The organism is Clostridium sp. MCC344, from assembly GCF_018785365.1.
In the GTDB taxonomy this organism is placed as follows: Bacteria; Bacillota; Clostridia; order Lachnospirales; family Lachnospiraceae; genus Pilosibacter.
Genome location: NZ_WQPQ01000013.1, coordinates 77,546 through 98,666, shown reverse-complemented (window position 1 = coordinate 98,666; position 21,121 = coordinate 77,546). Strand labels below are relative to the sequence as shown.

Annotated in this window: 19 protein-coding genes; 16 read left to right on the top strand and 3 right to left on the bottom strand. The window is 49.7% G+C overall.

Annotated features, from left to right (window positions below; all coding sequences use genetic code 11):
- The first annotated feature begins 126 nt into the window (after positions 1 to 126).
- The 10 genes from GPK90_RS02885 (at position 127) to GPK90_RS02835 (ending at position 11,387) form a co-directional block, all read left to right on the top strand.
- Complete coding sequence (locus GPK90_RS02885; RefSeq protein ID WP_147352714.1) at positions 127 to 1,182, top strand: DUF6612 family protein; 1,056 nt, start codon at positions 127 to 129, stop codon at positions 1,180 to 1,182.
- A 297-nt stretch (positions 1,183 to 1,479) separates the two neighbouring features.
- Positions 1,480 to 2,571 carry a glycosyltransferase family 2 protein gene (locus tag GPK90_RS02880; protein WP_215702099.1) on the top strand — a complete coding sequence of 364 codons (1,092 nt, stop codon included), beginning with the start codon at positions 1,480 to 1,482 and terminating at the stop codon, positions 2,569 to 2,571.
- Positions 2,572 to 2,709: 138 nt separating this feature from the next.
- The gene (locus tag GPK90_RS02875; protein WP_215702098.1) at positions 2,710 to 3,555 is read left to right on the top strand and encodes a collagen-like domain-containing protein; all 846 of its coding nucleotides are present in this window, start codon (positions 2,710 to 2,712) and stop codon (positions 3,553 to 3,555) included.
- Positions 3,556 to 3,715: 160 nt separating this feature from the next.
- Positions 3,716 to 4,126, top strand: a complete 411-nt coding sequence (locus tag GPK90_RS02870; RefSeq protein ID WP_118297454.1) for a PaaI family thioesterase — start codon at positions 3,716 to 3,718, stop codon at positions 4,124 to 4,126.
- A gap of 377 nt (positions 4,127 to 4,503) precedes the next feature.
- Positions 4,504 to 4,923, top strand: coding sequence for a 30S ribosomal protein S12 (rpsL, locus tag GPK90_RS02865; protein ID WP_118297453.1), 420 nt, complete (start codon positions 4,504 to 4,506; stop codon positions 4,921 to 4,923).
- 261 nt (positions 4,924 to 5,184) lie between these two features.
- Positions 5,185 to 5,655: a 30S ribosomal protein S7 gene (gene rpsG / locus GPK90_RS02860; protein ID WP_021905592.1), complete on the top strand. Its 471-nt coding sequence runs from the start codon at positions 5,185 to 5,187 to the stop codon at positions 5,653 to 5,655.
- 15 nt (positions 5,656 to 5,670) lie between these two features.
- Positions 5,671 to 7,797 carry an elongation factor G gene (gene fusA, locus GPK90_RS02855; protein WP_021905591.1) on the top strand — a complete coding sequence of 709 codons (2,127 nt, stop codon included), beginning with the start codon at positions 5,671 to 5,673 and terminating at the stop codon, positions 7,795 to 7,797.
- 139 nt (positions 7,798 to 7,936) lie between these two features.
- Complete coding sequence (gene tuf / locus GPK90_RS02850) at positions 7,937 to 9,130, top strand: elongation factor Tu (protein WP_118530051.1); 1,194 nt, start codon at positions 7,937 to 7,939, stop codon at positions 9,128 to 9,130.
- A gap of 476 nt (positions 9,131 to 9,606) precedes the next feature.
- Positions 9,607 to 9,819: a FeoA family protein gene (locus GPK90_RS02845; protein WP_215702097.1), complete on the top strand. Its 213-nt coding sequence runs from the start codon at positions 9,607 to 9,609 to the stop codon at positions 9,817 to 9,819.
- A gap of 350 nt (positions 9,820 to 10,169) precedes the next feature.
- Entirely contained in the window at positions 10,170 to 11,387 is a 1,218-nt protein-coding gene (locus GPK90_RS02835; RefSeq protein ID WP_252197332.1) for a pyruvate kinase, read from the top strand.
- 307 nt (positions 11,388 to 11,694) lie between these two features.
- Here the strand turns inward: GPK90_RS02835 and GPK90_RS02830 are convergent, their stop codons facing one another.
- Together GPK90_RS02830 and GPK90_RS02825 are read right to left on the bottom strand one after the other, a co-directional pair.
- Positions 11,695 to 12,843, bottom strand: a complete 1,149-nt coding sequence (locus GPK90_RS02830; protein ID WP_215702096.1) for a glycerate kinase family protein — start codon at positions 12,841 to 12,843, stop codon at positions 11,695 to 11,697.
- Between the two features lie 59 nt (positions 12,844 to 12,902).
- Positions 12,903 to 14,348 carry an amidohydrolase gene (locus tag GPK90_RS02825; protein WP_215702095.1) on the bottom strand — a complete coding sequence of 482 codons (1,446 nt, stop codon included), beginning with the start codon at positions 14,346 to 14,348 and terminating at the stop codon, positions 12,903 to 12,905.
- Between the two features lie 493 nt (positions 14,349 to 14,841).
- Here GPK90_RS02825 and GPK90_RS02820 point away from each other — a divergent pair, with 493 nt between their 5' ends.
- The 3 genes from GPK90_RS02820 to GPK90_RS02810 all read left to right on the top strand — a co-directional run bounded on the left by GPK90_RS02820 (position 14,842) and on the right by GPK90_RS02810 (position 17,540).
- The gene (locus GPK90_RS02820; RefSeq protein WP_215702094.1) at positions 14,842 to 15,546 is read left to right on the top strand and encodes a response regulator transcription factor; all 705 of its coding nucleotides are present in this window, start codon (positions 14,842 to 14,844) and stop codon (positions 15,544 to 15,546) included.
- Positions 15,543 to 16,988 (top strand): sensor histidine kinase, encoded by a 1,446-nt coding sequence (locus GPK90_RS02815; protein WP_215702093.1) that lies wholly within the window; start codon positions 15,543 to 15,545, stop codon positions 16,986 to 16,988. The genes GPK90_RS02820 and GPK90_RS02815 overlap by 4 nt, the downstream gene beginning before the upstream one ends.
- Positions 16,989 to 17,093: 105 nt before the next feature.
- Entirely contained in the window at positions 17,094 to 17,540 is a 447-nt protein-coding gene (locus GPK90_RS02810; RefSeq protein ID WP_142411843.1) for a hypothetical protein, read from the top strand.
- A 237-nt stretch (positions 17,541 to 17,777) separates the two neighbouring features.
- Here the strand turns inward: GPK90_RS02810 and GPK90_RS02805 are convergent, their stop codons facing one another.
- Positions 17,778 to 18,506 carry a phosphatase gene (locus GPK90_RS02805; protein WP_118297442.1) on the bottom strand — a complete coding sequence of 243 codons (729 nt, stop codon included), beginning with the start codon at positions 18,504 to 18,506 and terminating at the stop codon, positions 17,778 to 17,780.
- A gap of 375 nt (positions 18,507 to 18,881) precedes the next feature.
- On the opposite strand from GPK90_RS02805, the gene GPK90_RS02800 reads away from it, so the two are divergent.
- The 3 genes from GPK90_RS02800 (at position 18,882) to dtd (ending at position 21,117) form a co-directional block, all read left to right on the top strand.
- Positions 18,882 to 19,778 (top strand): S1 RNA-binding domain-containing protein, encoded by an 897-nt coding sequence (locus GPK90_RS02800; RefSeq protein ID WP_215702092.1) that lies wholly within the window; start codon positions 18,882 to 18,884, stop codon positions 19,776 to 19,778.
- 67 nt (positions 19,779 to 19,845) lie between these two features.
- Positions 19,846 to 20,565, top strand: a complete 720-nt coding sequence (locus GPK90_RS02795) for a GTP pyrophosphokinase (protein ID WP_118530362.1) — start codon at positions 19,846 to 19,848, stop codon at positions 20,563 to 20,565.
- A 96-nt stretch (positions 20,566 to 20,661) separates the two neighbouring features.
- Positions 20,662 to 21,117, top strand: a complete 456-nt coding sequence (gene dtd, locus GPK90_RS02790) for a D-aminoacyl-tRNA deacylase (protein ID WP_118321724.1) — start codon at positions 20,662 to 20,664, stop codon at positions 21,115 to 21,117.
- The last annotated feature ends 4 nt before the right edge of the window (positions 21,118 to 21,121 follow it).

Here is a 21,121-nt window from a genome sequence, read left to right as displayed (position 1 = left end):
ATACAAATGAATTGCGGAAGAGAGCGGAACCTGTTATATTGTCAATAGATGCTGCCTGAAGATACAGGCGAAAAAGGTCCTGCGCCGGAAAGGCGTCCGGACGGTAAAAACAAGGAGGTCTCTCTTATGAAAAAGTGGAAAATGGTCCTGACAGCTGCGATGCCGCTTGCAATGGCACTCTCGTTCCCTGCATTTGCGGGTGAGTGGCAGGAAGACATGAACGGCTGGAAATACCAGAATGATGACGGTTCCTACTGTAGAAACGGCTGGTACTGGCTGGATGGTGATCATGACGGCTGGGCACAGTGCTATTATTTCGGAAATACCGGATATGCGATGACTGATTACGGTCGTGCGGACGGTTATGAGATCGACAAGAATGGCGCGTGGAGCGTAAACAGTGTAACCCAGGTGAAGTCGGTTCCGACTGATGTGGAAGAGAATGATCCGGAGGCCATGGAAGTTTACGAGGAAGCGCAGCAGTTAAATGAAACGCTCAAGAGCGAAAATATCGATGTGAACTACCGGATTACAACATCTTATCTTGATGAAACTCTGGATATGACTATGGACATGAACATCAAGATGAGGGAGACGGAAGACGGAAACATCGAATTCCTCTGCGACGGAACATCCAATACACTGGGAACAGAGGTGCCGATCGAGATGTTCTATACGGGCGGCAACATGTATGTGGACATGATGGGAATTAAATATAAGCAGCCGATGTCTTTGGAAGATGCTGCAAAGCAGGCGACCCAGCTCGATATGAACCTGGGTACAGATGTGATCAAAGGTCTAAGAATGTATCAGAACGGCGATACAAAGAAACTTGCCTACAACATCAACGAAGATAAGATCAATGAAGTGATCCAGGCGATCACCGGTGCGACAGCAGAGACATATGCGACTCTCGGTGTTGGCATGGACATGAAGGTCAACGAGGCAAACGGCGAGATGACGATCAACAAAGATGGCTACTACGAGAACATGAAGATCTTCATGGATGTTACAATGAACATTACAGATATGGAGACATCTGAGGTCGATGTGATGAACTACAAGATCGACATGAACATGGACTGCAAGAATCCGGGTAAGGAAGTTCTCTTTGAACTCCCGTCCACAGACGGATTTGAGGAGCTGAATCTTCTGGATCTGACAGGTGAGGAGCAGGAGTAAAAACGGTACATCAGTCTGGGCTCTGCGGATAGACGGCAGACGGGACAAACCTGCAATAAATACAAATGAAGAGTGAATGCCGGAAATAATGCCGGAGAAAACGGGCGCTGCCTTTGAATCCTTATGGATCCAGGCAGCGCCTGTTTATATACGGTGCGCCGGGGGCAGATGGATTCACACAATGGATTCACACAACATGAGAGAACTTTAAGAGAGCTGCCGGTATAAAATATGAAATATTCGGACAGATTTTACAGGATCTCATATATTGATAAAAAGGGACAACAGAGGGAATGTATGGCTTCTGTCAGTTTATGCATGATCGTCCGCAATGAAGAACAGGTCCTTGGAAGATGCCTTTCCGGTGTGAAAGATTTTGCGGATGAGATCATCATTGTCGATACCGGTTCAAACGACAAAACAAAGGAAATCGCGTCATTGTTTACGGATCAGATCTATGATTTTCCCTGGATCGATGATTTTGCGGCGGCGAGGAATTTTGCGTTTCAGAAAGGAACGGGAGACTATCTTTTCTGGCTGGATGCGGATGATGTGATCACGGAAGAAGAGCAAAAGAAACTGATGAAACTAAAAATGCGTCTGGATCAGGAGAAACCGGACGTGGTGATGATGAAATATGCAGTTGGATATGACGGAAGCGGAAGTCCGTCATTTTTCTTTTATCGGGAACGTCTTCTGAGAAGATGCGAAAGAGCGGTATGGAAAGGGCGGATCCATGAGGTGATCGAACCGTTTGGAAAGACAGTGCGGGAAGATATTCTGATCGAACATCGGAAGATCGGGACGGGAGATCCAGACCGCAATCTCAGGATCTTTGAAAAGATGATACGGGAGAAGGGGAAAAACGCGGGTCTGACTGCGCGTGAACACTATTATTATGGAAAGGAACTGTATTACCATAAACGATATAAAGAGGCGGCCGGTGTGTTTTTGACTTATCTGGAAAGGTCTGACGGCTGGCACATCGACCGGATAGACGCGTGCAGGCACGGGGCATTTTGCATGTATCAGCTGGGAAAGCGGGATGAGGCACTTTCTTTTCTGCTCATGGGTCTGCGGGAAGGAATTCCGGGACCGGAACTCTGCTGTGATCTTGGATGGTGGTTCTTTTCCGGAAAGCGGTATGCGGATGCGGAATTCTGGTACCGCCAGGCACTGAAAACGGGAAGATTGGCCGGGGAGGAAGGATTTATCATGCCGGAATACCGCGGATATATTCCGTATCTCCAGCTTTGCGTATGCCATGACCGGATGGGAGAGAGAAAAAAAGCGTGCTGGTATAACGAGCTGGCGGAACGATGCCATCCGGGAACGGAAGCGTGCAGAAAGAACCGGGAATATTTTGCACGGATCGGAATGAGAAAATAAAAATGCTGCGGCAGGATCAAGGCCGCGGATGGAGCGATAAAGAGAGCAGGAACGAATATGGACGGGCAGCATAAAGTATAGTAAACGGATATCCGGTTACGGAATATTCGTGAAAAATAAGGAGAAGGAGATTCAGATATGAGAAATATGGATTATGATCCTTATCGTGATGCCGGCTGTATAGGGGAGCGAAATCGCTGTGAAAATGGATGCCAGGGTGCGGGATGCGGCGGAAACTGCGGACGGCCGGGTGGAAACTGCTGCTGCAGAGGTCCGATGGGGCCGAGAGGTCCGCAGGGATGCCCGGGGCCAATGGGACCAGCAGGGCCGATGGGGCCGACCGGTCCGCAGGGATTTCCTGGATATGACGGTGCGCAGGGGCCGATTGGTCCGACAGGGGCGCAGGGCCCGGTGGGAGCGACAGGAGCGCAAGGTCCGGTAGGAGCGACTGGTCCAACAGGAGCAACCGGAGCAGTAGGCCCGGCAGGCCCAGCTGGAGAGGCAGGAGCGCAGGGTCCAACAGGAGCGACCGGAGCAGCAGGTCCGGCAGGTCCGGCTGGAGCGACAGGAGCGCAGGGTCCGGCGGGAGCGACGGGACCGACAGGCCCGGCCGGAGAGACGGGAGCACAGGGCCCGGTGGGAGCAACAGGAGCGACCGGAGCAGTAGGTCCGACGGGACCGACAGGGGCAACCGGAGCAGCAGGCCCGGCTGGAGAGGCAGGAGCGCAGGGTCCGGTGGGAGCGACGGGTCCGACAGGAGGAACCGGAGCGGTAGGCCCGACAGGACCGACTGGAGCAACCGGCCCGGCAGGCCCAACAGGGGCGACAGGCCCAACGGGAGCAACTGGTCCAACAGGCCCGGCAGGAACCGTGACAGCGGCAGCTCCGGTCGCGGACGCGACGAGCACGGAAGATGTGGTAGCTCAGCTGAATGCCCTGATGGCAAGCCTTCGGACTGCAGGTCTTCTGGCAGTCGATGATTGAGAATGCCCGGAGAGGAGATCTACAGCCGGATCTCTTCTCCGGTTCTTGCATGGAAGAACTACATATGATAAAATGCAGTCGGAGACAGCAGGTGAACATGCGTGTTTCATGACAGCAGAAAACTGCGCAGCACGTTATGACAGAATTTTAGGAGGCAGAAATGAGTGAAAAGATACAGTACGGGATCGATCCGGACGAATATGTAAAAAATAATCCCTTTATGGAATATACGAATATGAAGATCGAAAAGATCTCACCGGAGTGCAGCGAGATCAGCATGAAGATCACACATGGCGTCACAAACCTGATGGGAATGGTACATGGCGGAATGCTCTACGCACTCGCAGATGTGGTCACGGGACTGACGGCGAGAGCAGATGGAAAGAAGTATGTGACTCAGAGCGCACATGTGAATTTTATCCGGAACGTATCGGAGGGGACTGTCCATGCGAAGGGGATCCTGGTCCGCCGTGGCCGTACGATCACGATCGTGCGGAGTGAGGTGACAGATGAGAAAGGAAATCTCCTTGCAGATGTGACGGTGGACATGTTCTGTCTGGGAGAAAAATAATAGTAAGAAAATACTGTGAACGGCAGCATGGTACTGGACCATGGATGCGGTACCTGACAACACAGGCGCATGCCCGGGATGTGCGGCTGTGGAATGGGGCAGGAAACGGATGATCCCGAGAGATAAAAATGATGGAAAATCCGCTTGGAAAACAGACAAAAACAGCAAAAATCACAAAGGTTAAAAATGAGACAACTCATCCAGGCGTGTCATGGTCGGAAAATGCCGTATTTTCAAAGAAAATTTAAGGTTTCACCTTGACATGCGGAAAATCTCTGTATATAATAATGGGGCGTGCACCGGGTACGTCCCGTTTTTTTGTGCGCATAAAGGCTGAAAGCAGCAACCAACAGTCAATATCACAGGAGGTGAAAAGAATGCCAACATTTAACCAGTTAGTAAGAAAAGGTAGAGAGACTGCTGTAAAGAAATCTACAGCTCCGGCACTCCAGAAAGGATACAATTCCCTTCATAAGAAAGCCACAGATACATCTGCTCCGCAGAAGAGAGGTGTATGCACAGCTGTTAAGACTGCAACTCCTAAGAAGCCGAACTCCGCTCTTAGAAAGATTGCCAGAGTACGTCTTTCCAACGGTATTGAAGTAACAAGCTATATCCCGGGTGAGGGACATAACCTTCAGGAGCACTCCGTTGTTCTGATCCGTGGTGGTCGTGTTAAGGACCTTCCGGGTACCAGATACCACATCATCAGAGGTACTCTTGATACTGCAGGCGTTGCCAACAGAAGACAGGCTCGCTCCAAGTACGGCGCAAAGAGACCGAAAGATAAAAAATAAGGTTATTACAAAGTAATAACTGCTACTCAAATGTAGCGCAGCGGAGTTCAGGTATTCCGTCTCAAGCAGAACGGTCAATAGCTTGAACAACCGCAAGAGGGATCACTAACAGGAATAAAGTGAATGCAGATAACGCATATTAGTGCCGGTGGTATTTGACCTGTGGTTGCAGGAAATAGATAGAAAACCGCGCGCGAACACATTTTATGGAAACATGTGAGTACCGATGATATAATTTTTATAATTAAGGAGGGAAGTAACGTGCCACGTAAAGGACATACTCAGAAAAGAGACGTATTAGCAGACCCGCTTTACAGCAACAAAGTTGTAACCAAGCTGATCAACAACATCATGCTTGATGGTAAGAGGGGCGTTGCTCAGAAGATTGTTTATGGCGCTTTCGAAGAGGTCGCTGAGAAGACCGGTAAGGACGCTGTAGAAGTATTCGAAGAGGCTATGAACAACATCATGCCGGTTCTCGAAGTTAAGGCAAAACGTATCGGTGGTGCAACATACCAGGTACCGATCGAGGTTAAGCCGGAGAGAAGACAGGCATTAGGCCTTCGCTGGATCACTCTCTATTCCCGTAAGAGAAGCGAGAAGACCCAGGTAGAGAGACTTGCAAACGAGATTATGGATGCAGCTAACAACACAGGCGCATCTGTAAAGAAGAAAGAGGAAATGCATAAGATGGCTGAGGCTAACAAGGCATTTGCTCACTACAGATTCTAATAGGAGGAAAAATCCTTGGCTGGAAGAGAATATCCGTTAGAGAGAACCAGAAATATCGGAATCATGGCTCATATCGATGCTGGTAAGACAACAACGACAGAGCGTATCCTTTATTATACTGGTATTAACTATAAGATCGGTGATACTCACGAAGGTACAGCTACCATGGACTGGATGGAGCAGGAGCAGGAGAGAGGTATCACAATCACATCCGCAGCTACGACTTGTCACTGGACACTCCAGGAAAAGACAAAGCCGAAGGCTGGTGCACTTGAGCACCGTATCAACATCATCGATACACCAGGCCACGTAGACTTCACTGTTGAGGTTGAGCGTTCCCTCCGTGTACTTGATGGCGCTGTCGGCGTTTTCTGTGCAAAGGGTGGTGTAGAGCCGCAGTCTGAGAATGTATGGCGTCAGGCTGATACCTACAATGTACCGAGAATGGCATTCGTCAACAAGATGGATATCCTTGGTGCAAACTTCTACGCTTGTGTAGATCAGATCCGCAACAGACTTGGCAAGAATGCAATCTGCATTCAGCTCCCGATCGGTAAGGAAGACGAGTTCAAGGGAATCATCGACCTGTTCGAAATGCAGGCTTACATCTACAACGATGAAAAGGGTGATGATATCTCCGTAACAGACATTCCGGAAGATATGAAGGATGATGCAGAGCTTTACCACAGCGAGCTCGTTGAGAAGATCTGCGAGCTTGATGATGACCTCATGATGCAGTATCTTGAGGGTGAAGAGCCGACCGTTGACGAGATGAAGAAGGTTCTTCGTAAAGCTACATGTGAGTGTGATGCAGTTCCGGTATGCTGCGGTACAGCATACAGAAACAAGGGCGTACAGAAACTCCTTGATGCGATCATCGAGTACATGCCGTCTCCGCTTGACATCCCGCCGATCAAAGGTGTTGACCTTGAGGGCAACGAGGTTGTTCGTCATTCTTCCGATGATGAGCCGTTCTCCGCACTTGCATTCAAGATCATGACAGACCCGTTCGTAGGTAAACTTGCATTCTTCCGTGTTTACTCCGGTACAATGAATTCCGGTTCCTACGTATTAAATGCAACAAAAGACAAAAAAGAGCGTGTTGGCCGTATTCTTCAGATGCATGCAAACAAGAGACACGAGCTTGACAAGGTTTACTCCGGTGATATCGCAGCAGCTGTTGGCTTCAAGTCCACAACGACTGGTGATACAATCTGTGACGAGCAGCATCCGGTAATCCTTGAGTCCATGGTATTCCCAGAGCCGGTTATCGATATCGCAATCGAGCCGAAGACAAAAGCCGGACAGGATAAGATGGGCGAGGCTCTTGCAAAGCTTGCTGAAGAGGATCCGACATTCCGTGTTCATACAGATACAGAAACAGGCCAGACAATCATCTCCGGTATGGGTGAGCTTCACCTCGAGATCATCGTTGACCGTCTCCTTCGTGAATTCAAGGTAGAGGCAAACGTTGGTGCTCCGCAGGTAGCTTACAAGGAGACAATGACTAAGGCTGTTGATGTAGACAGCAAGTACGCGAAGCAGTCCGGTGGTCGTGGTCAGTACGGTCACTGTAAAGTACACTTCACACCGATGGATCCGAACGGCGAAGAGACATTCAAGTTCACTTCTTCCGTTGTCGGCGGTGCTATTCCGAAGGAATACATCCCGGCTGTCGGCGAAGGTATCGAGGAGGCTACAAAGGCTGGTATCCTTGGCGGATTCCCGGTACTCGGTGTAGCTGCAGATGTATACGACGGATCTTACCACGAGGTCGACTCTTCCGAGATGGCATTCCACATCGCTGGATCCATGGCATTCAAGGATGCTATGGCGAAAGGCAACCCGGTACTTCTTGAGCCGATCATGAAGGTTGAGGTTACAATGCCTGAGGAGTACATGGGTGACGTTATCGGTGACGTTAACGCACGTCGTGGACGTATCGAGGGTATGGAAGATATCGGCGGCGGCAAGATGGTTAAGGCATATGTTCCGCTTGCTGAGATGTTTGGCTACTCCACAGACCTTCGTTCCAGAACACAGGGTCGTGGTAACTACTCCATGTTCTTCGAGAAGTACGAGCAGGTACCGAAGAGCGTTCAGGAGAAGATCATCGCTGAGAGAAAGGGCGCTGCGAAATAATCCCACGGGATTATTTCCGGTTTCCTCTTGCATATAGCAAGAATAGGCTTGAAAAACTTTTTCGAATAGAATATAATAGTATTCAGCCTAAGTTAAATATAATAGCCCAATGGGCGCAAATTAAGGAGGACGTTTTAAAATGGCAAAAGCTAAGTTTGAAAGAACCAAACCGCATTGTAACATTGGTACCATTGGACACGTTGACCATGGTAAAACAACATTAACAGCAGCAATCACAAAAGTTCTTGCAGCAAGAGTTGCAGGTAACACAGCTGAGAACTTTGAAGATATCGATAAAGCTCCGGAAGAGAGAGAGCGTGGAATCACAATCTCCACAGCTCACGTTGAGTATCAGACAGAGAAGAGACACTATGCACACGTTGACTGCCCAGGCCATGCTGACTATGTAAAGAACATGATCACTGGTGCTGCTCAGATGGATGGTGCTATCCTCGTTGTAGCTGCTACTGATGGTGTTATGGCTCAGACAAGAGAGCACATCCTGCTTTCCCGTCAGGTAGGCGTACCGTACATCGTAGTATTCATGAACAAGTGCGATATGGTTGACGATCCGGAGCTTCTTGAGCTCGTAGAGATGGAGATCAGAGACCTTCTTAACGAGTACGAGTTCCCGGGCGATGACACTCCGATCATCCAGGGTTCCGCTCTTAAGGCTCTTGAGGATCCGAACGGTCCGTGGGGCGACAAGATCATGGAACTTATGGACGCTGTAGATAGCTACATTCCGGATCCGGTTCGTGACACAGATAAGCCGTTCCTTATGCCGATCGAGGATGTATTCACAATCACAGGTCGTGGTACAGTTGCTACAGGCCGTGTAGAGCGTGGTACTCTTAAACTCAACGATGAGGTTGAGATCGTTGGTATTCACGAGGAGACTCGTAAGACAGTTGTAACTGGTATCGAGATGTTCCGTAAGCTCCTTGACCAGGCTCAGGCTGGTGATAACATCGGTGCTCTTCTTCGTGGCGTTCAGAGAACAGAGATCCAGAGAGGTCAGTGTCTTGTTAAACCGGGTTCCGTAACCTGCCACAAGAAATTCACAGCTCAGGTTTACGTTCTTACTAAAGACGAGGGTGGCCGTCATACACCGTTCTTCAACAACTATCGTCCGCAGTTCTACTTCAGAACAACAGACGTTACAGGCGTTTGCGAGCTTCCGGAAGGTACAGAGATGTGCATGCCGGGCGACAACGTTGAGATGACAATCGAGCTTATCCATCCGGTAGCTATGGAGCAGGGTCTTCGTTTCGCTATCCGTGAGGGCGGCAGAACTGTTGGTTCCGGTAGAGTTGCTACAATCATCGAGTAATTAATTCGAAATTTAATATATAGTATCTCCGTGAGATATTTGTGTCCAAGCGTAAGAGACCCGCAGAACAAAGTTCTGCGGGTTTTTCTGTATTTTGAAAAAACATCAACAGAACGCTTGATCCGCATCCTTGGAGAACCAACCAGAACCTACAAAGATCGGATTTTCGAATGCTATTATCGGACCGAAAAACGGCATTGGAAGTTTATAATGCGATGGAGCATGTTATGTCACAGCTGATATAGAAGATAAGAGTGTATCTGTCCAAAATGCACATAGATAAAGAAGAAGTGTTGTTTCATAGAGCGTGAAAAGATTATCTGCCCCTAACTGGTTTTATGCTTGACTAACCGATAGTTTGAAGAGTATCCTGTAAAAGAAGATACAAAAAGAATAATGCAGAGAAAGATGTCAGACAATATATAGCGAACATAAAAGGAAACTTATTGTAGAGTATAGAATCAGGGGGCGTAATCATGCAGGCTTTATCAACAGCGAAATCCGGGGAACGGTACACGATTAAATGGATGCTTGGAAATCAGCAGGTGATGGATTTTCTTCACCGCCACGATTTCTGCGAGGGGAATGCGGTTGACGTGATCCAACAGAACAATGACTGGATGATCATCGGAAATGATGGATGCAGACTTGCAATCGGATGCGAGGTTGCAGACCGGATCCAGGTGTAAAAGAAAGTAAAAGAGTGAGAACGGCGGTTGGAATTTCGATCATGAGATCGGATAGATCCGGCTGCCGTTTTTCTATGTGTAACGGAATGAGAAGAAAACCATATTTATGTGGATCCAAGGCGCCGGAAGCAATTATGTACAAAATTCGAAACGGATGATTTGCCACGTTTGAAAACTGTTTTTACGAAATTCGAATAACAGATGGTTCCTGCTCGGAAAATCCGGGATCGCGAAGGATCGTTGATGCAACTGCGCAGAGTTACCTGTTTACCAGATGTGAGTGACAAGTGCGATGCCTTATGTTATTCTTGGAACAGAATGGTTATCAGGAGAGTGGGGGAAGAATTACAATGGTAAAAATCTATGGAACACTGGGGCCTGCATGTCAGGATGAAAAGATCCTGACGGAAATGTTTGCGCTTGGAATGACCGGAATGAGGTTGAATTTATCCCATGTGACACTGGCAGAGTCCGGGGAGCTGATCGGGAAGATGAAGTGGGCGGCAGAATCATGCGGGGTGAAGCCGCAGCTCCTGATCGATCTTCAGGGACCGGAGCTTCGCACAGGGGCGGTTGCGGAGCCAATCCTGCTGAAGAATGAAGAAATCGTGGAGATCTGTGCGGCGGCTGATTGGAAGACTGAAAATGAAAGAAATGACAGATGTGGGGATATGGATCTGATTCGTTCAGCAACGGATCAGAAAGATCAGAAGGTTGTTGAATTTTTAGAAAAAAACAGCAGAGAAGAATTAACGGAAACGGCCGATAAAAAGAAAAACAGTGAAAGTTCGCCGGTGCAAAACCGGACATCTGCTCAGAGGATGTCTGCCCGGATCGAGCTGCCGGATATTACGATCCCATACCTGATTCCAGGGCAGGAGATTCTCCTCGATGATGGGAAAATTCACCTGAAGGTTGTGGAAAATTCGGAGAATATAAAGCCGGGAAGTGGAGAAAAACGGAGATATTTCGCAAAGGTACTCTGGGGTGGACTGTTGAAGAGCAGAAAGAGTGCAGCATTTCCGGGAGCGAAGATCAATTCTCCGACACTGACAAAAGCTGATCTTGAAAATATCCGGCTCGCGAAAGAGATGGGCGTAACAGGAGTCATGCAGCCGTTTGTGCGGGGACGGGAAGATCTGGAATGTGTAAAAAATGCTCTGCAGGAAGCCGGAGCTGAGGATGTGAAGCTTTTTGCAAAGATCGAGAATCTGGACGGAGTACGGAAACTGGAAGAGCTGCTTCCGGGAGCCGATGAGATCGTAATTGCCAGAGGAGATCTTGGAAATGCGGTCCATCTTTGGGACCTTCCCAGTGTGCAGAGAGAAATCTCGCAGAAATGCCAGGCGACCGGAAAACCGTTTATGGTGGTGACGCAGATGCTTGCGTCCATGGAGCGGAACCCTGTTCCGACCCGCGCGGAGGTGAATGATATCTTCCACGCGGTGCTGGACGGTGCTTCGTCCGTTATGGTGACTGGGGAGACTGCGGCCGGAGATTATCCGGTGGAGGTGATCCGGTATCTGGTCAATACGGTGAGAAGTGCGGAACTTGTGAGACAAGGGTAGAAAAATGAAGTCAAAAGGCTCTATATCGATCGGTGGTGGATTCCTGGAATCCCACCTGATTATTGATATAGAGCCTTTATTTACGCGAACAACGAGCCAATGTCCGCGCTTGCGCGAGACCTTGGCAACTGTCCGGATAGATCCGGAAAATATGTGGAGTAACGATGCAGTTCAGTGTGGATCAAAGTGGATTGTCTGCGCTGACCGGTGTTTGGTGGAGACAATACCGGGAACGGTTACGGTTGCGGCAGCGTTTTTGGATTTCACATGCAGGTCCATACAGATTCCGTAAATGTGAGAACAAAAATTACCGGAGTTGCTCCTGACTGCCCGCGAGGAAAATCCGAAGAACATTTTCAGCAGCCCGCTCCAGATTCTCCTTTGCATGCTCCATGGCCTCTTCAAGTGTTATGATGCCGGGGACAGTATCGAAGATCGCGTCAATCCCAAATTTATAGAGAGCTTCACAGCCCTCGCCTTTTGCACCGGCGATCGCAACGACAGGGACGTTCCTGATCTTTTTTGCGCGGGAGGCAACGCCAACCGGGACTTTTCCGAGTGCGGACTGGGAGTCGATCCGGCCTTCTCCGGTGATGACAAGGTCTGCGAGTTTCACGTGCTCATCGAAATTTGTGAGATCCAGGACGAGATCAATCCCGGAACAGATCGTAACCGGAAAATACGGGATAATTCCGCAGAGAAGGCCGCCGGCAGCACCGCTGCCATCGGTTTCCGCTGTGCTGCATTTCAGTTGATCTTTTAATACAGATGCATAGTGATCCAGAGCTGAATCCAGGATCCTGACCTGATCAGGAGTGGCTCCCTTTTGCGGACCGAAAATGGCAGCAGCTCCGGAAGATCCACAGAGTCGGTTTTTCACATCGCATGCAATGACAAATTCACATTCGCTTGCCTCAGTCAGCAGACCAGCTGTGGAGATCTGAGCAAGTTCGCTTAGATGAACACCGCCAGGGGCGAGTTCTTTTCCGGTCTTGTCGAGAAAGGAAATTCCAAGCGCCTGAGCCAGTCCGGCACCGCCATCGGTCGTGGCGCTTCCTCCGAGACCTAAAATGATCTTTTTTACGCCATGTTCCAACGCATGTCGGATCAGCTCTCCGGTTCCGAACGTGGAAGCGCGAAGAGCATCCCGCTCCTTAGGCTTTAACAAGGTAAGTCCGGAGGCTGCCGCAGTCTCGATCACAGCGCTCCCATCCGGCAAAAGTCCATATTCGGCTGTGATAGCCCGTCCCAACGGATCATGCGCGGGAACGCGGACCTTTGTTCCATTCATGGCTGCAACGAGGGCATCTACAGTTCCCTCACCGCCGTCAGCGACGGGAATTTTCGTGACAGCCACATCGGGGATCACGGCTTTTGCGGCAGATTCGATGGTGTCAGTGACTTCACGGGCAGAGCAGCTTCCCTTAAAGGAATCCGCGGCGATCAGTATATTCATGGTTAATTCCTCCTGAAATTGAAGCAAAGATGCTAGGGCAGATCCTCTTTATATGAATTTTAGTATGTATCAAGCGGCGGCTGCACGGAATCCGGCAGCGGGCAGGTGTAGTGTCCGCCGTTTCGCTTTGTGACTTCCTTCTTTGCCGCTTCGATCACGTCCGGGCGGTCCATCGTTCGGATGCAGGAGAGAGCCAGGACTTTTGCGGCAGTCAAGAGACCTTTGTGGGCCAGCGGGCTGCAGGACTGGGCAACCATCTGCCAGGAATGTCCTACATTTCCGACGCACGCGGTAGCAATGTTGATGTTTAAGGTCGGTGCTGCATAGCCGACATCGCCGACATCGGTGGAACCGGCGGTCAGTTTGATCTTATCCGGGTTGAACGGATGGATCTCGGAATCCAGCGGTTTTTCGAGGATCTCTTCGAGACGGTCTTCCCCGTAAGTCTCGATGATCTGTGTGCGGATATTTTCCATTGTGGTTTCCGGATAGGTATTTAAGAATTCTTTCGCCATCGCGTAATCTGCATCATCCCATTTCGGAGCACCGACTTCCTGTAAACACTCATCGGCAACTTTTGCGAGGGCATTGTTCGGAAGGTATTCCGTGAATGCCATGGAAAGTTCACACTCCACGGAGGTATCGGTCATGATGGAGGCGCCGCGGGCAACGTTTTTCACGCGCTCGAAGAGCTCTTTTACCTGGTATACCCACGGGGAACGGACCTCGTAGCGGATCGTTGCGTGATCCTGGACAACGTTCGGGGCAGTTCCGCCTGCATCAATGTAGGCATAATGGATTCTTGCCTCCGGGATCATGTGTTCTCTTAAGTAGTTGCAGCCGACGTTCATGAGTTCTACGGCATCCAGAGCGCTTCTTCCGAGATACGGGGTCGCGCCGGCATGGGAGGCAACGCCTTTAAAATAGAAGTTTGCACCCATGATCGCATTGCTGTGGTTGTATTCGACGGCGTTTTTTGTTGCCGGATGCCAGGAGTATACGAAATCAACGTTGTCGAACATTCCGGCGCGGGCCATGAACTGTTTGGCACCGGCACCTTCCTCAGCAGGGCAGCCGAAGTAGATGATCGTTCCGTCTTTCTTATTTGCGATCAGGTATTCTTTCACAGCGATCGCTGCTGCGAGCGCACCGGTTCCGAGTGCGCAGTGACCGCATCCATGGCCGGGAGCGCCTTCCGTCAGAGGTTCTTTGTGCGGATCTGCTGCTTTCTGGCTTAAGGATGAGAGTGCATCGTACTCTCCGAGAATTCCCATGACCGGTTTTCCGGTTCCGTAGGAAAAGGTTCCGGTAAAGCAGGTCGGGATTCCGGCGTCGCCCTCGGTCAGGGTAAAGCCTTCTTCTTTTAAGATAGATTTTAACAGGGCTGCTGATCTTGTCTCGTGGAAAGCGAGTTCCGCGTATTCCCAGATCTTATCGTTGGCATCCAGGATTTTTGCAGATTTCTCGTCGATCACACGGGTGAGAAGTTCCAGGTCTTTGTTCATGTGGGGTCCGTCCTTTCTTTTAGGGTGTGGGCGATGCTGGAGTCTTTTACACTGCACCGCATTATAGGGATAGTTTACTACAGTTTCTGGAAAAGTACAATGGGAAATATGATATGATTGTATTGGCGAAAGTACGCGGTGAGCTTCCGAGCAGGAGCACTCAGGGATGCGGGGATGGTTCCTCTAAGCTCCCGGGAGACTGCTAAAGACGGAAAAACGATGACACAACTCGCTGCGCTCAAACAAGTGTCATCTTTTTTCCAACGCAGTCACCCGGGACCTAAGAGGAGCCAGATCCCCGGATCAAGGTGCTCCTGTTCGGAAGCTCACCGCTGGTAGTTATTGGGAAAATGGAAAAAGCACAGAGGGCAATACTCCTGTGTCTTGCGGCAATTCTGCGGCAGATATTTACCATGCGAGGAAGAACGTGATATAATCGTGACAGTAATGCGAGAAAACTATCTGGATAGATAAAAATCAGGAGGAAATATATATGTCAAAACTGATCTATGTCGCGGATGATGAGAAAAACATCTGTTTTCTGATAGAGAATTTCCTGGAAAAAGAGGGATATGAGGTGGAGTGTTTCGGGGATGGAGAGTCTCTTCTGGAGGCGTTTGAGAAAAAAGCTCCGGATCTCTGTATCCTGGACATTATGATGCCGGGAATGGACGGACTGACGGTCTGCACGCAGATCCGGAAGACGAGCCATGTTCCGATCATCATCGTTTCCGCAAAGGATTCCCCGCTGGACCGCATCACGGGGATCACTCTCGGAAGTGATGACTATATGGTGAAACCGTTCCTGCCGCTGGAACTCGTGACGAGAGTCAAAGCGTTGTTCCGCCGCGTGGATGCGTTCTCCGGACAGGAGGAAGAGTCGAAGGATTCCTATGAGATCGGGGATATCAGACTTTACCCGAAGCGCCGCGCTGCGAAGTTAAAGGATGAGGATTTTGCCCTGACTCCGCTGGAATTTGATTTTCTGTGCCACATGCTGGAGCGGAAGGAACATGCGGCGAGCCGCGATGACCTCTTAAAATCCCTGTGGAAGGTGAACAGCAAGGAAGTAGACACGAGAGCTGTGGATGATATGGTGAAACGTCTCAGAAAGAAGTTGAAGGACCAGAAGAGTACTGTGAAGATCGAGACGGTATGGGGATATGGCTTCCGCCTGACGAGTGGAGGAGAGGAATGAAATTAAGTATCCGGATGAAGATCTTCCTCCCGGTGATGCTGCTTTTGATCGCGTTTCCGGTGGCGGCATGGTTCGTGTTCAGCTATGCGCTGGACGGACATATGAGCTACAATGCGAAGCGGGATCTGGGGCAGATGGTGAAGACCGTGGAGGAACTTACGGAGGAGTACAGCAACGTGGATGTGCCGGATGAGAACAGCGCACAGGATGACCGCGGAAGTCTCCTGAATGCCCTGAGAAACTCGGCCCAGACGGAGTCCGGTGAGACGAAGATGCTGGTGATCGGAAAGAATTACCGCGTACTGTATCCGAAAAACTACGATGATCAGCCGGAGATGACCCAGATGTACTCGGAATTCCTGATAAGAATGACAGGAAATGATCCTTCGTTTGAAAGCGGGGAGATCTCCGAGGAGATGATCGGAGATACGAGATACATGCTCTATTTTCTTGATGTGGGGCAGAAACGGTCGGGGCGTGTCCAGAATATCCTGCTGTACTGCCCGATCCATGATACAAGCGTGATCTTACATGAAGTGTCGAGACTGGTGCTCATGATCATGGGGGTCATGGCGGGAGTCTCCATCGTGCTGTTCTGGTTTGTAGCTGGAAGTATCTCAAATCCGGTGAGCCGCCTCTGTGAGGCAGCGCGCGGGATCGGTGAAAAGAAGTTTAAAAAGGTGGAGACCGGGACAAACGTAAAAGAGCTTTATGAACTGGAGAATGAGATCAACCAGATGCAGGACAATCTTTTGAAGGCGGACGAGGCGGAGCGCGTCTTTTTCCAGAATGCGTCCCATGAACTCCGTACCCCGCTCATGTCCATCAGCGGCTATGCCCAGGGGATCCAGCGAGGTGTCTTTGAAGATACATCCCAGGCAGCAGGAGTGATCCTGGATGAGAGCAGCCGTCTGACGGAGGTGGTCGACGGGATCCTGACGCTCACGAGAATGGACCAGATGCGCTACCAGGTCGTTCCGGTGGAGCTGGGGATCCGGGAATATATCGAGGATCAGATCGAGCGGCTGGAAGGTCTTGCTTACCAGAAAAAAATAAAACTGGAATTTTTGCCGGGAGACGAGCATAAGATTATCTCGGATGTGATGCTGCTTGGGCGGGCGTTCTCAAATGTGACATCAAACTGTATCCGCTATGCAAAGGAGACGGTTCAGATTTCTGTGGAAGAGTCGGGGGATCAGCTGAAACTTACGATCCGCGACGATGGACCGGGGATTGCAGAGAATGATCTGCCGCATCTGTTCGACCGTTTTTATAAAGGAAAGAACGGAAATCACGGGCTGGGGCTTTCCATCGCGAAGCGTTCCATGGAATATATGGGAGGCGATATCGCGGCAGAAAGCTCGCCGGACGGTGCCGTGTTTACGATCATACTGCCGCAGGATTGCCGCAGCTTTGCCGTAGAAGAATGGACGGAAGTGTGATAAGATGGTAACAGTTCAGAGGAAGGATTCTCTGTACACGAAAACATGGAAAATATCTGCGGATTTTTGGAAATCTGTTATCAGCTTACATCACAGGAGGACACAATGATGAAGAAGATTTTATTTTTATTCGGTCTTCTGGTATGTCTTGCGGGAATGCCGCTTACGGCCTTTGCGGATAATAAGACTGCGAAGCAGACGTATGAAACAGCAATCTCAGACAACTGGAAAACGATGTTAAAGAACAGTATCGCTCTGGATACGATCAATGCGGAGAATAATACGCATCTGCTGGAATGGCAGGATGTGAAGAATCCGTCGGATGAGGCGGTAAAACTTGTGGATAAGATCCAGAAGCTCCAGGCGGAGCAGGAAGAAGATCAGGAGAGTATGGACCCTTACACAAAGGCGAAGAAATCCTGTGACGCGAAATTAAACGCGGACGGCGCGAATGCGGCGCTCGAGAACATTATCCGGATCCAGAAGGACCGTCTGAGCGATCAGAAGGAACTGCAGGCGCTGTGGGCGAAGGTTGATAAACTGTTAAAGTAGAGCGCAGGTTCAGCTCTGAAAACCGCCTGCCCGGTGGAACAAAGATCTGACAGGAACGGGTTCCGGTGAGCAGGTCCAGAAAAATAACCTGAAACATGGTTTCTTACGAAAGAAAAACGGCTGTGAAGAAAAGAATCACTTCACAGCCGTTTTTGTGCTCATTTTTCTGTAAAAAACATCGGTTTATGGATCTCGCTGGCGGGGCAGGAGAATTTCTGCCATTTCGATACGAGATGTTCAGCCCTGAAAATCCGCCAAGTCCGGGATATATTCCTTCAGGATCTCCGGGTGATAGTTCGCGATGAGTGTTTCCGGGAAGTTTAACTCTTTTAAGAGGGCCTCCGCGCGCGCGTGGTCGCCGACCGATGTCGTAAAGTGTGCATCGCTGTTCATGATGACCGGAACCTTGTAGCTGGCGCAGAGCGGGAGAATGATCCTGTCATTTTCATATGCGTGGATGCGGGAACCGCCTGGTGTCAGGGAGGTGTTGTTGAGCTCGATCATGCGGTGGTTGTCCTTTGCGGCTTTTACGACCGCCTCATAGTCCAGTGGAAATTTTCCATCATCCGGATGTCCGAGGATCGTGACATACGGATTTTTTAACGCTGTGAGCACCGCGAAGGTGTTGTCTTCCATTGTTCCCGGTTTCAGGCAGAGGTCATGGAGACTGACGACTGTGTAGGATAAGCGCTTTAACATCCGCTCTGACAGGTCGATGGTTCCGCTGTAGTCCACGATGTTTAATTCACATCCGAATAAAAGACGGACACCCTCTAAGACCGGCGGGATCACATTGAAGTTGCAGAATTGCATTTCCCCGCAGCTTCCCGGCATGGACGGGGCGTGCTCGGTGATGCCGAGGATCGGCAGGTTCTTTAATGCAGCGGCATGGACCATCTCCGTGATGGTTCCGTAGGCATGTCCGCTCGCGATGGTATGGGTATGCAGATCAGCATAATCTTTCATGGTAAATGCCTCCAAAAATATCAGAAAATTCCTGTTTCAGTTCAGAAAATTCCTACCTGTGTACAGTAATCACTATGCGTTACAGTCTACGGGCATTTCATGCCCGCACACTGTAACGGGATTTTACCGATGCTTCGCATTCCGAATCGGCAAAATCTGCGACCATAACGGTGTCATACGGAATTTTCAGTTCAGAAAATTCCTACCTGTGTACAGTAATCACTATGCACATTTTATCATAAAATTTTTATGAAAACTATGGCAAATATTCACAGAATATGGTTAAATAGAGGAAGAAATTATCATCCATTCTTATGGCCTTTTTATAGAAATAAGCGGAATAAAAATGGAGGATGAGAAAAGGAGAGATGAAATATGGAATCCATGGACGATTACAAAGAGGAGTTAGAAGCTTCCCTTAAAAAAATTAGAGTTGGCGATGTTGTGACTGGTACCGTGCTTGATGTGACAGATGACGCGGTGATCGTGGACTTAAAGACCTACGCGGACGGCGTGATCCGCAAAGAAGATCTGAGCGAAGATCCTGATTTCAACATGGCGGAGATGATCCATCCGGGTGATGAGATCACGGCGACCGTGATGGCGACAAATGACGGGGAAGGAAACATGGTCCTCTCCAAAAAGGAGGCAAACCAGGTCCTTGCGTGGGATAAACTGAAGACTATGATGGAAGAGCGCACGGTCGTTCCGGTAAAGATCGCTGAGATCGTAAACGCAGGTGCTGTCGCATATCTGGAAGGGATCCGCGGCTTTATCCCGGCTTCCCGCCTCAGCGACGAGTATGTGGAAGATTTAAAGGAATTCGACGGAAAGACGATCGAAGTGACCGTGATCACGGCAGATGAGGAGACACACCGTCTCGTATTATCTGGACGCGAGGCAGCGAGAGAGAAAAAACAGGAAGAGACAAATAAAAAGATCGCAAAATGTGAAGTCGGCGCTGTCATGAACGGCACGGTCGAGACTTTAAAGGATTACGGCGCATTTGTTGAGCTGGAAAACGGACTTACCGGTCTCCTTCACATCTCCCAGATCAGCACAAAGCGGATCAAACATCCGGGTGCGGTGCTGAAAGAGGGACAGAACGTAAAAGTAAAGATCATCTCCACCGCGAACAACAAGATCAGTCTGTCCATGAAAGAGCTGATCGAGGAGGAAGCGGAGAGAGAAGCTGAGGACACCTACGGATATAAGGAAGAAGGTCAGGCAAGCACAGGTCTTGCGGATCTCTTAAAGGGTCTGAAGCTGTAGCAGGAAAGCGTGAAGACATGGTCGCATGGACGGAACGTTCCCGGCTGCAAAGAAAGGGGGCGTCAGCATGACGAAAGAGTCTGGAGAGTTTGATCAGATCGATCAGTGGAAATCAACGATGTTTTTATACAGCTCCGCGTTAAAATCCATCAACACGAAGATCGAGATCTTAAATAATGAATTTATCCAGTTATACAATTACAACCCGATCGAACACATCACTTCCCGGTTAAAGACGCCGGAGAGCATCGTGAAAAAGCTGAAGCACGATGGATGTGAGGTCACGATCGATAACATGGTGGAGCATTTAAACGACATCGCGGGGATCCGGATCATCTGTTCCTTTATGTCCGATATTTATCCCATCGCGGATATGATCGCCAGACAGGCGGATATTACAGTCCTGCATGTCAAGGACTACATTAAATATCCGAAGGCGAACGGATATAAGAGCTACCATATGGTGGTGACGATCCCGGTCTATCTGTCGGAGGGAAAGAGAGATACGAAGGTCGAGATCCAGATCCGCACCATCGCGATGGACTTCTGGGCGTCCCTGGAACACAAGATCGCTTATAAGTTTGAGGGAAAGGCACCGGATTATCTGGAACGGGAGTTAAAGTCCTGTGCAGATATGGTGGATATGCTGGATATGAAGATGTTCTCCTTAAACCAGGCGATCATGGCCGTCGAGGAGGAAGAGCGCAGGCGTGAGGAAGAAAAGCGCCGCGAGCGTGAGAAAGCAGAAAGAAAACAGGAGGAACTTGCAGGAAACGGTCCGACATAGACCGTTTTCGGCTGTTTTGATGACAGAAAGTTCCAAGACGAAAGATCTGCACTCCGGAAAAGCGGATGCAGAGCGGCCAGTCTGGAGGAAAGATAGATGAGAGTCGTACTACAGAGAGTAAAACATGCGTCGGTACATGTGGACGGGCGGGAGACCGGTTCCATCGGACAGGGATTCCTGATCCTTCTCGGTGTATCTGATGAGGATGATGAGACGATCGCAGATAAAATGGCGGACAAGATCTGCAGACTCCGCATTTTTGAGGATGAGAACGGAAAGACGAACCGCTCTCTTCAGGATGTGGGCGGCGAGATCCTTGTGGTGAGCCAGTTTACACTGTATGCAGACTGCCGGAAGGGCAACCGTCCGAGCTTTACTGGTGCAGGAGCGCCGGATCATGCGAACCGTCTCTATGAATATTTTATGGAACAGTGCAAAAAGCATGTGGAAAAAGTGGCGCACGGGGAGTTTGGAGCGGATATGAAGGTGGATCTGCTGAATGACGGACCGTTTACACTGATGCTGGACAGCAAAGAGCTGTTCCCGAAATAGGATA

Excerpts from the sequence above, each read along its gene's own strand:
- GPK90_RS02875 (WP_215702098.1), top strand. The coding sequence starts at position 2,710 with ATGAGAAATATGGATTATGATCCTTATCGTGATGCCGGCTGTATAGGG.
- GPK90_RS02810 (WP_142411843.1), top strand. The coding sequence starts at position 17,094 with ATGATGAAGAAGATTTTATTTTTATTCGGTCTTCTGGTATGTCTTGCG.
- GPK90_RS02800 (WP_215702092.1), top strand. The coding sequence starts at position 18,882 with ATGGAATCCATGGACGATTACAAAGAGGAGTTAGAAGCTTCCCTTAAA.
- GPK90_RS02885 (WP_147352714.1), top strand. The coding sequence starts at position 127 with ATGAAAAAGTGGAAAATGGTCCTGACAGCTGCGATGCCGCTTGCAATG.
- GPK90_RS02820 (WP_215702094.1), top strand. The coding sequence starts at position 14,842 with ATGTCAAAACTGATCTATGTCGCGGATGATGAGAAAAACATCTGTTTT.
- rpsL (WP_118297453.1), top strand. The coding sequence starts at position 4,504 with ATGCCAACATTTAACCAGTTAGTAAGAAAAGGTAGAGAGACTGCTGTA.
- GPK90_RS02795 (WP_118530362.1), top strand. The coding sequence starts at position 19,846 with ATGACGAAAGAGTCTGGAGAGTTTGATCAGATCGATCAGTGGAAATCA.
- GPK90_RS02870 (WP_118297454.1), top strand. The coding sequence starts at position 3,716 with ATGAGTGAAAAGATACAGTACGGGATCGATCCGGACGAATATGTAAAA.
- GPK90_RS02805 (WP_118297442.1), bottom strand. The coding sequence starts at position 18,506 with ATGAAAGATTATGCTGATCTGCATACCCATACCATCGCGAGCGGACAT.
- GPK90_RS02825 (WP_215702095.1), bottom strand. The coding sequence starts at position 14,348 with ATGAACAAAGACCTGGAACTTCTCACCCGTGTGATCGACGAGAAATCT.
- GPK90_RS02815 (WP_215702093.1), top strand. The coding sequence starts at position 15,543 with ATGAAATTAAGTATCCGGATGAAGATCTTCCTCCCGGTGATGCTGCTT.
- GPK90_RS02835 (WP_252197332.1), top strand. The coding sequence starts at position 10,170 with ATGGTAAAAATCTATGGAACACTGGGGCCTGCATGTCAGGATGAAAAG.
- tuf (WP_118530051.1), top strand. The coding sequence starts at position 7,937 with ATGGCAAAAGCTAAGTTTGAAAGAACCAAACCGCATTGTAACATTGGT.
- GPK90_RS02845 (WP_215702097.1), top strand. The coding sequence starts at position 9,607 with ATGCAGGCTTTATCAACAGCGAAATCCGGGGAACGGTACACGATTAAA.
- dtd (WP_118321724.1), top strand. The coding sequence starts at position 20,662 with ATGAGAGTCGTACTACAGAGAGTAAAACATGCGTCGGTACATGTGGAC.
- GPK90_RS02830 (WP_215702096.1), bottom strand. The coding sequence starts at position 12,843 with ATGAATATACTGATCGCCGCGGATTCCTTTAAGGGAAGCTGCTCTGCC.
- GPK90_RS02880 (WP_215702099.1), top strand. The coding sequence starts at position 1,480 with ATGGCTTCTGTCAGTTTATGCATGATCGTCCGCAATGAAGAACAGGTC.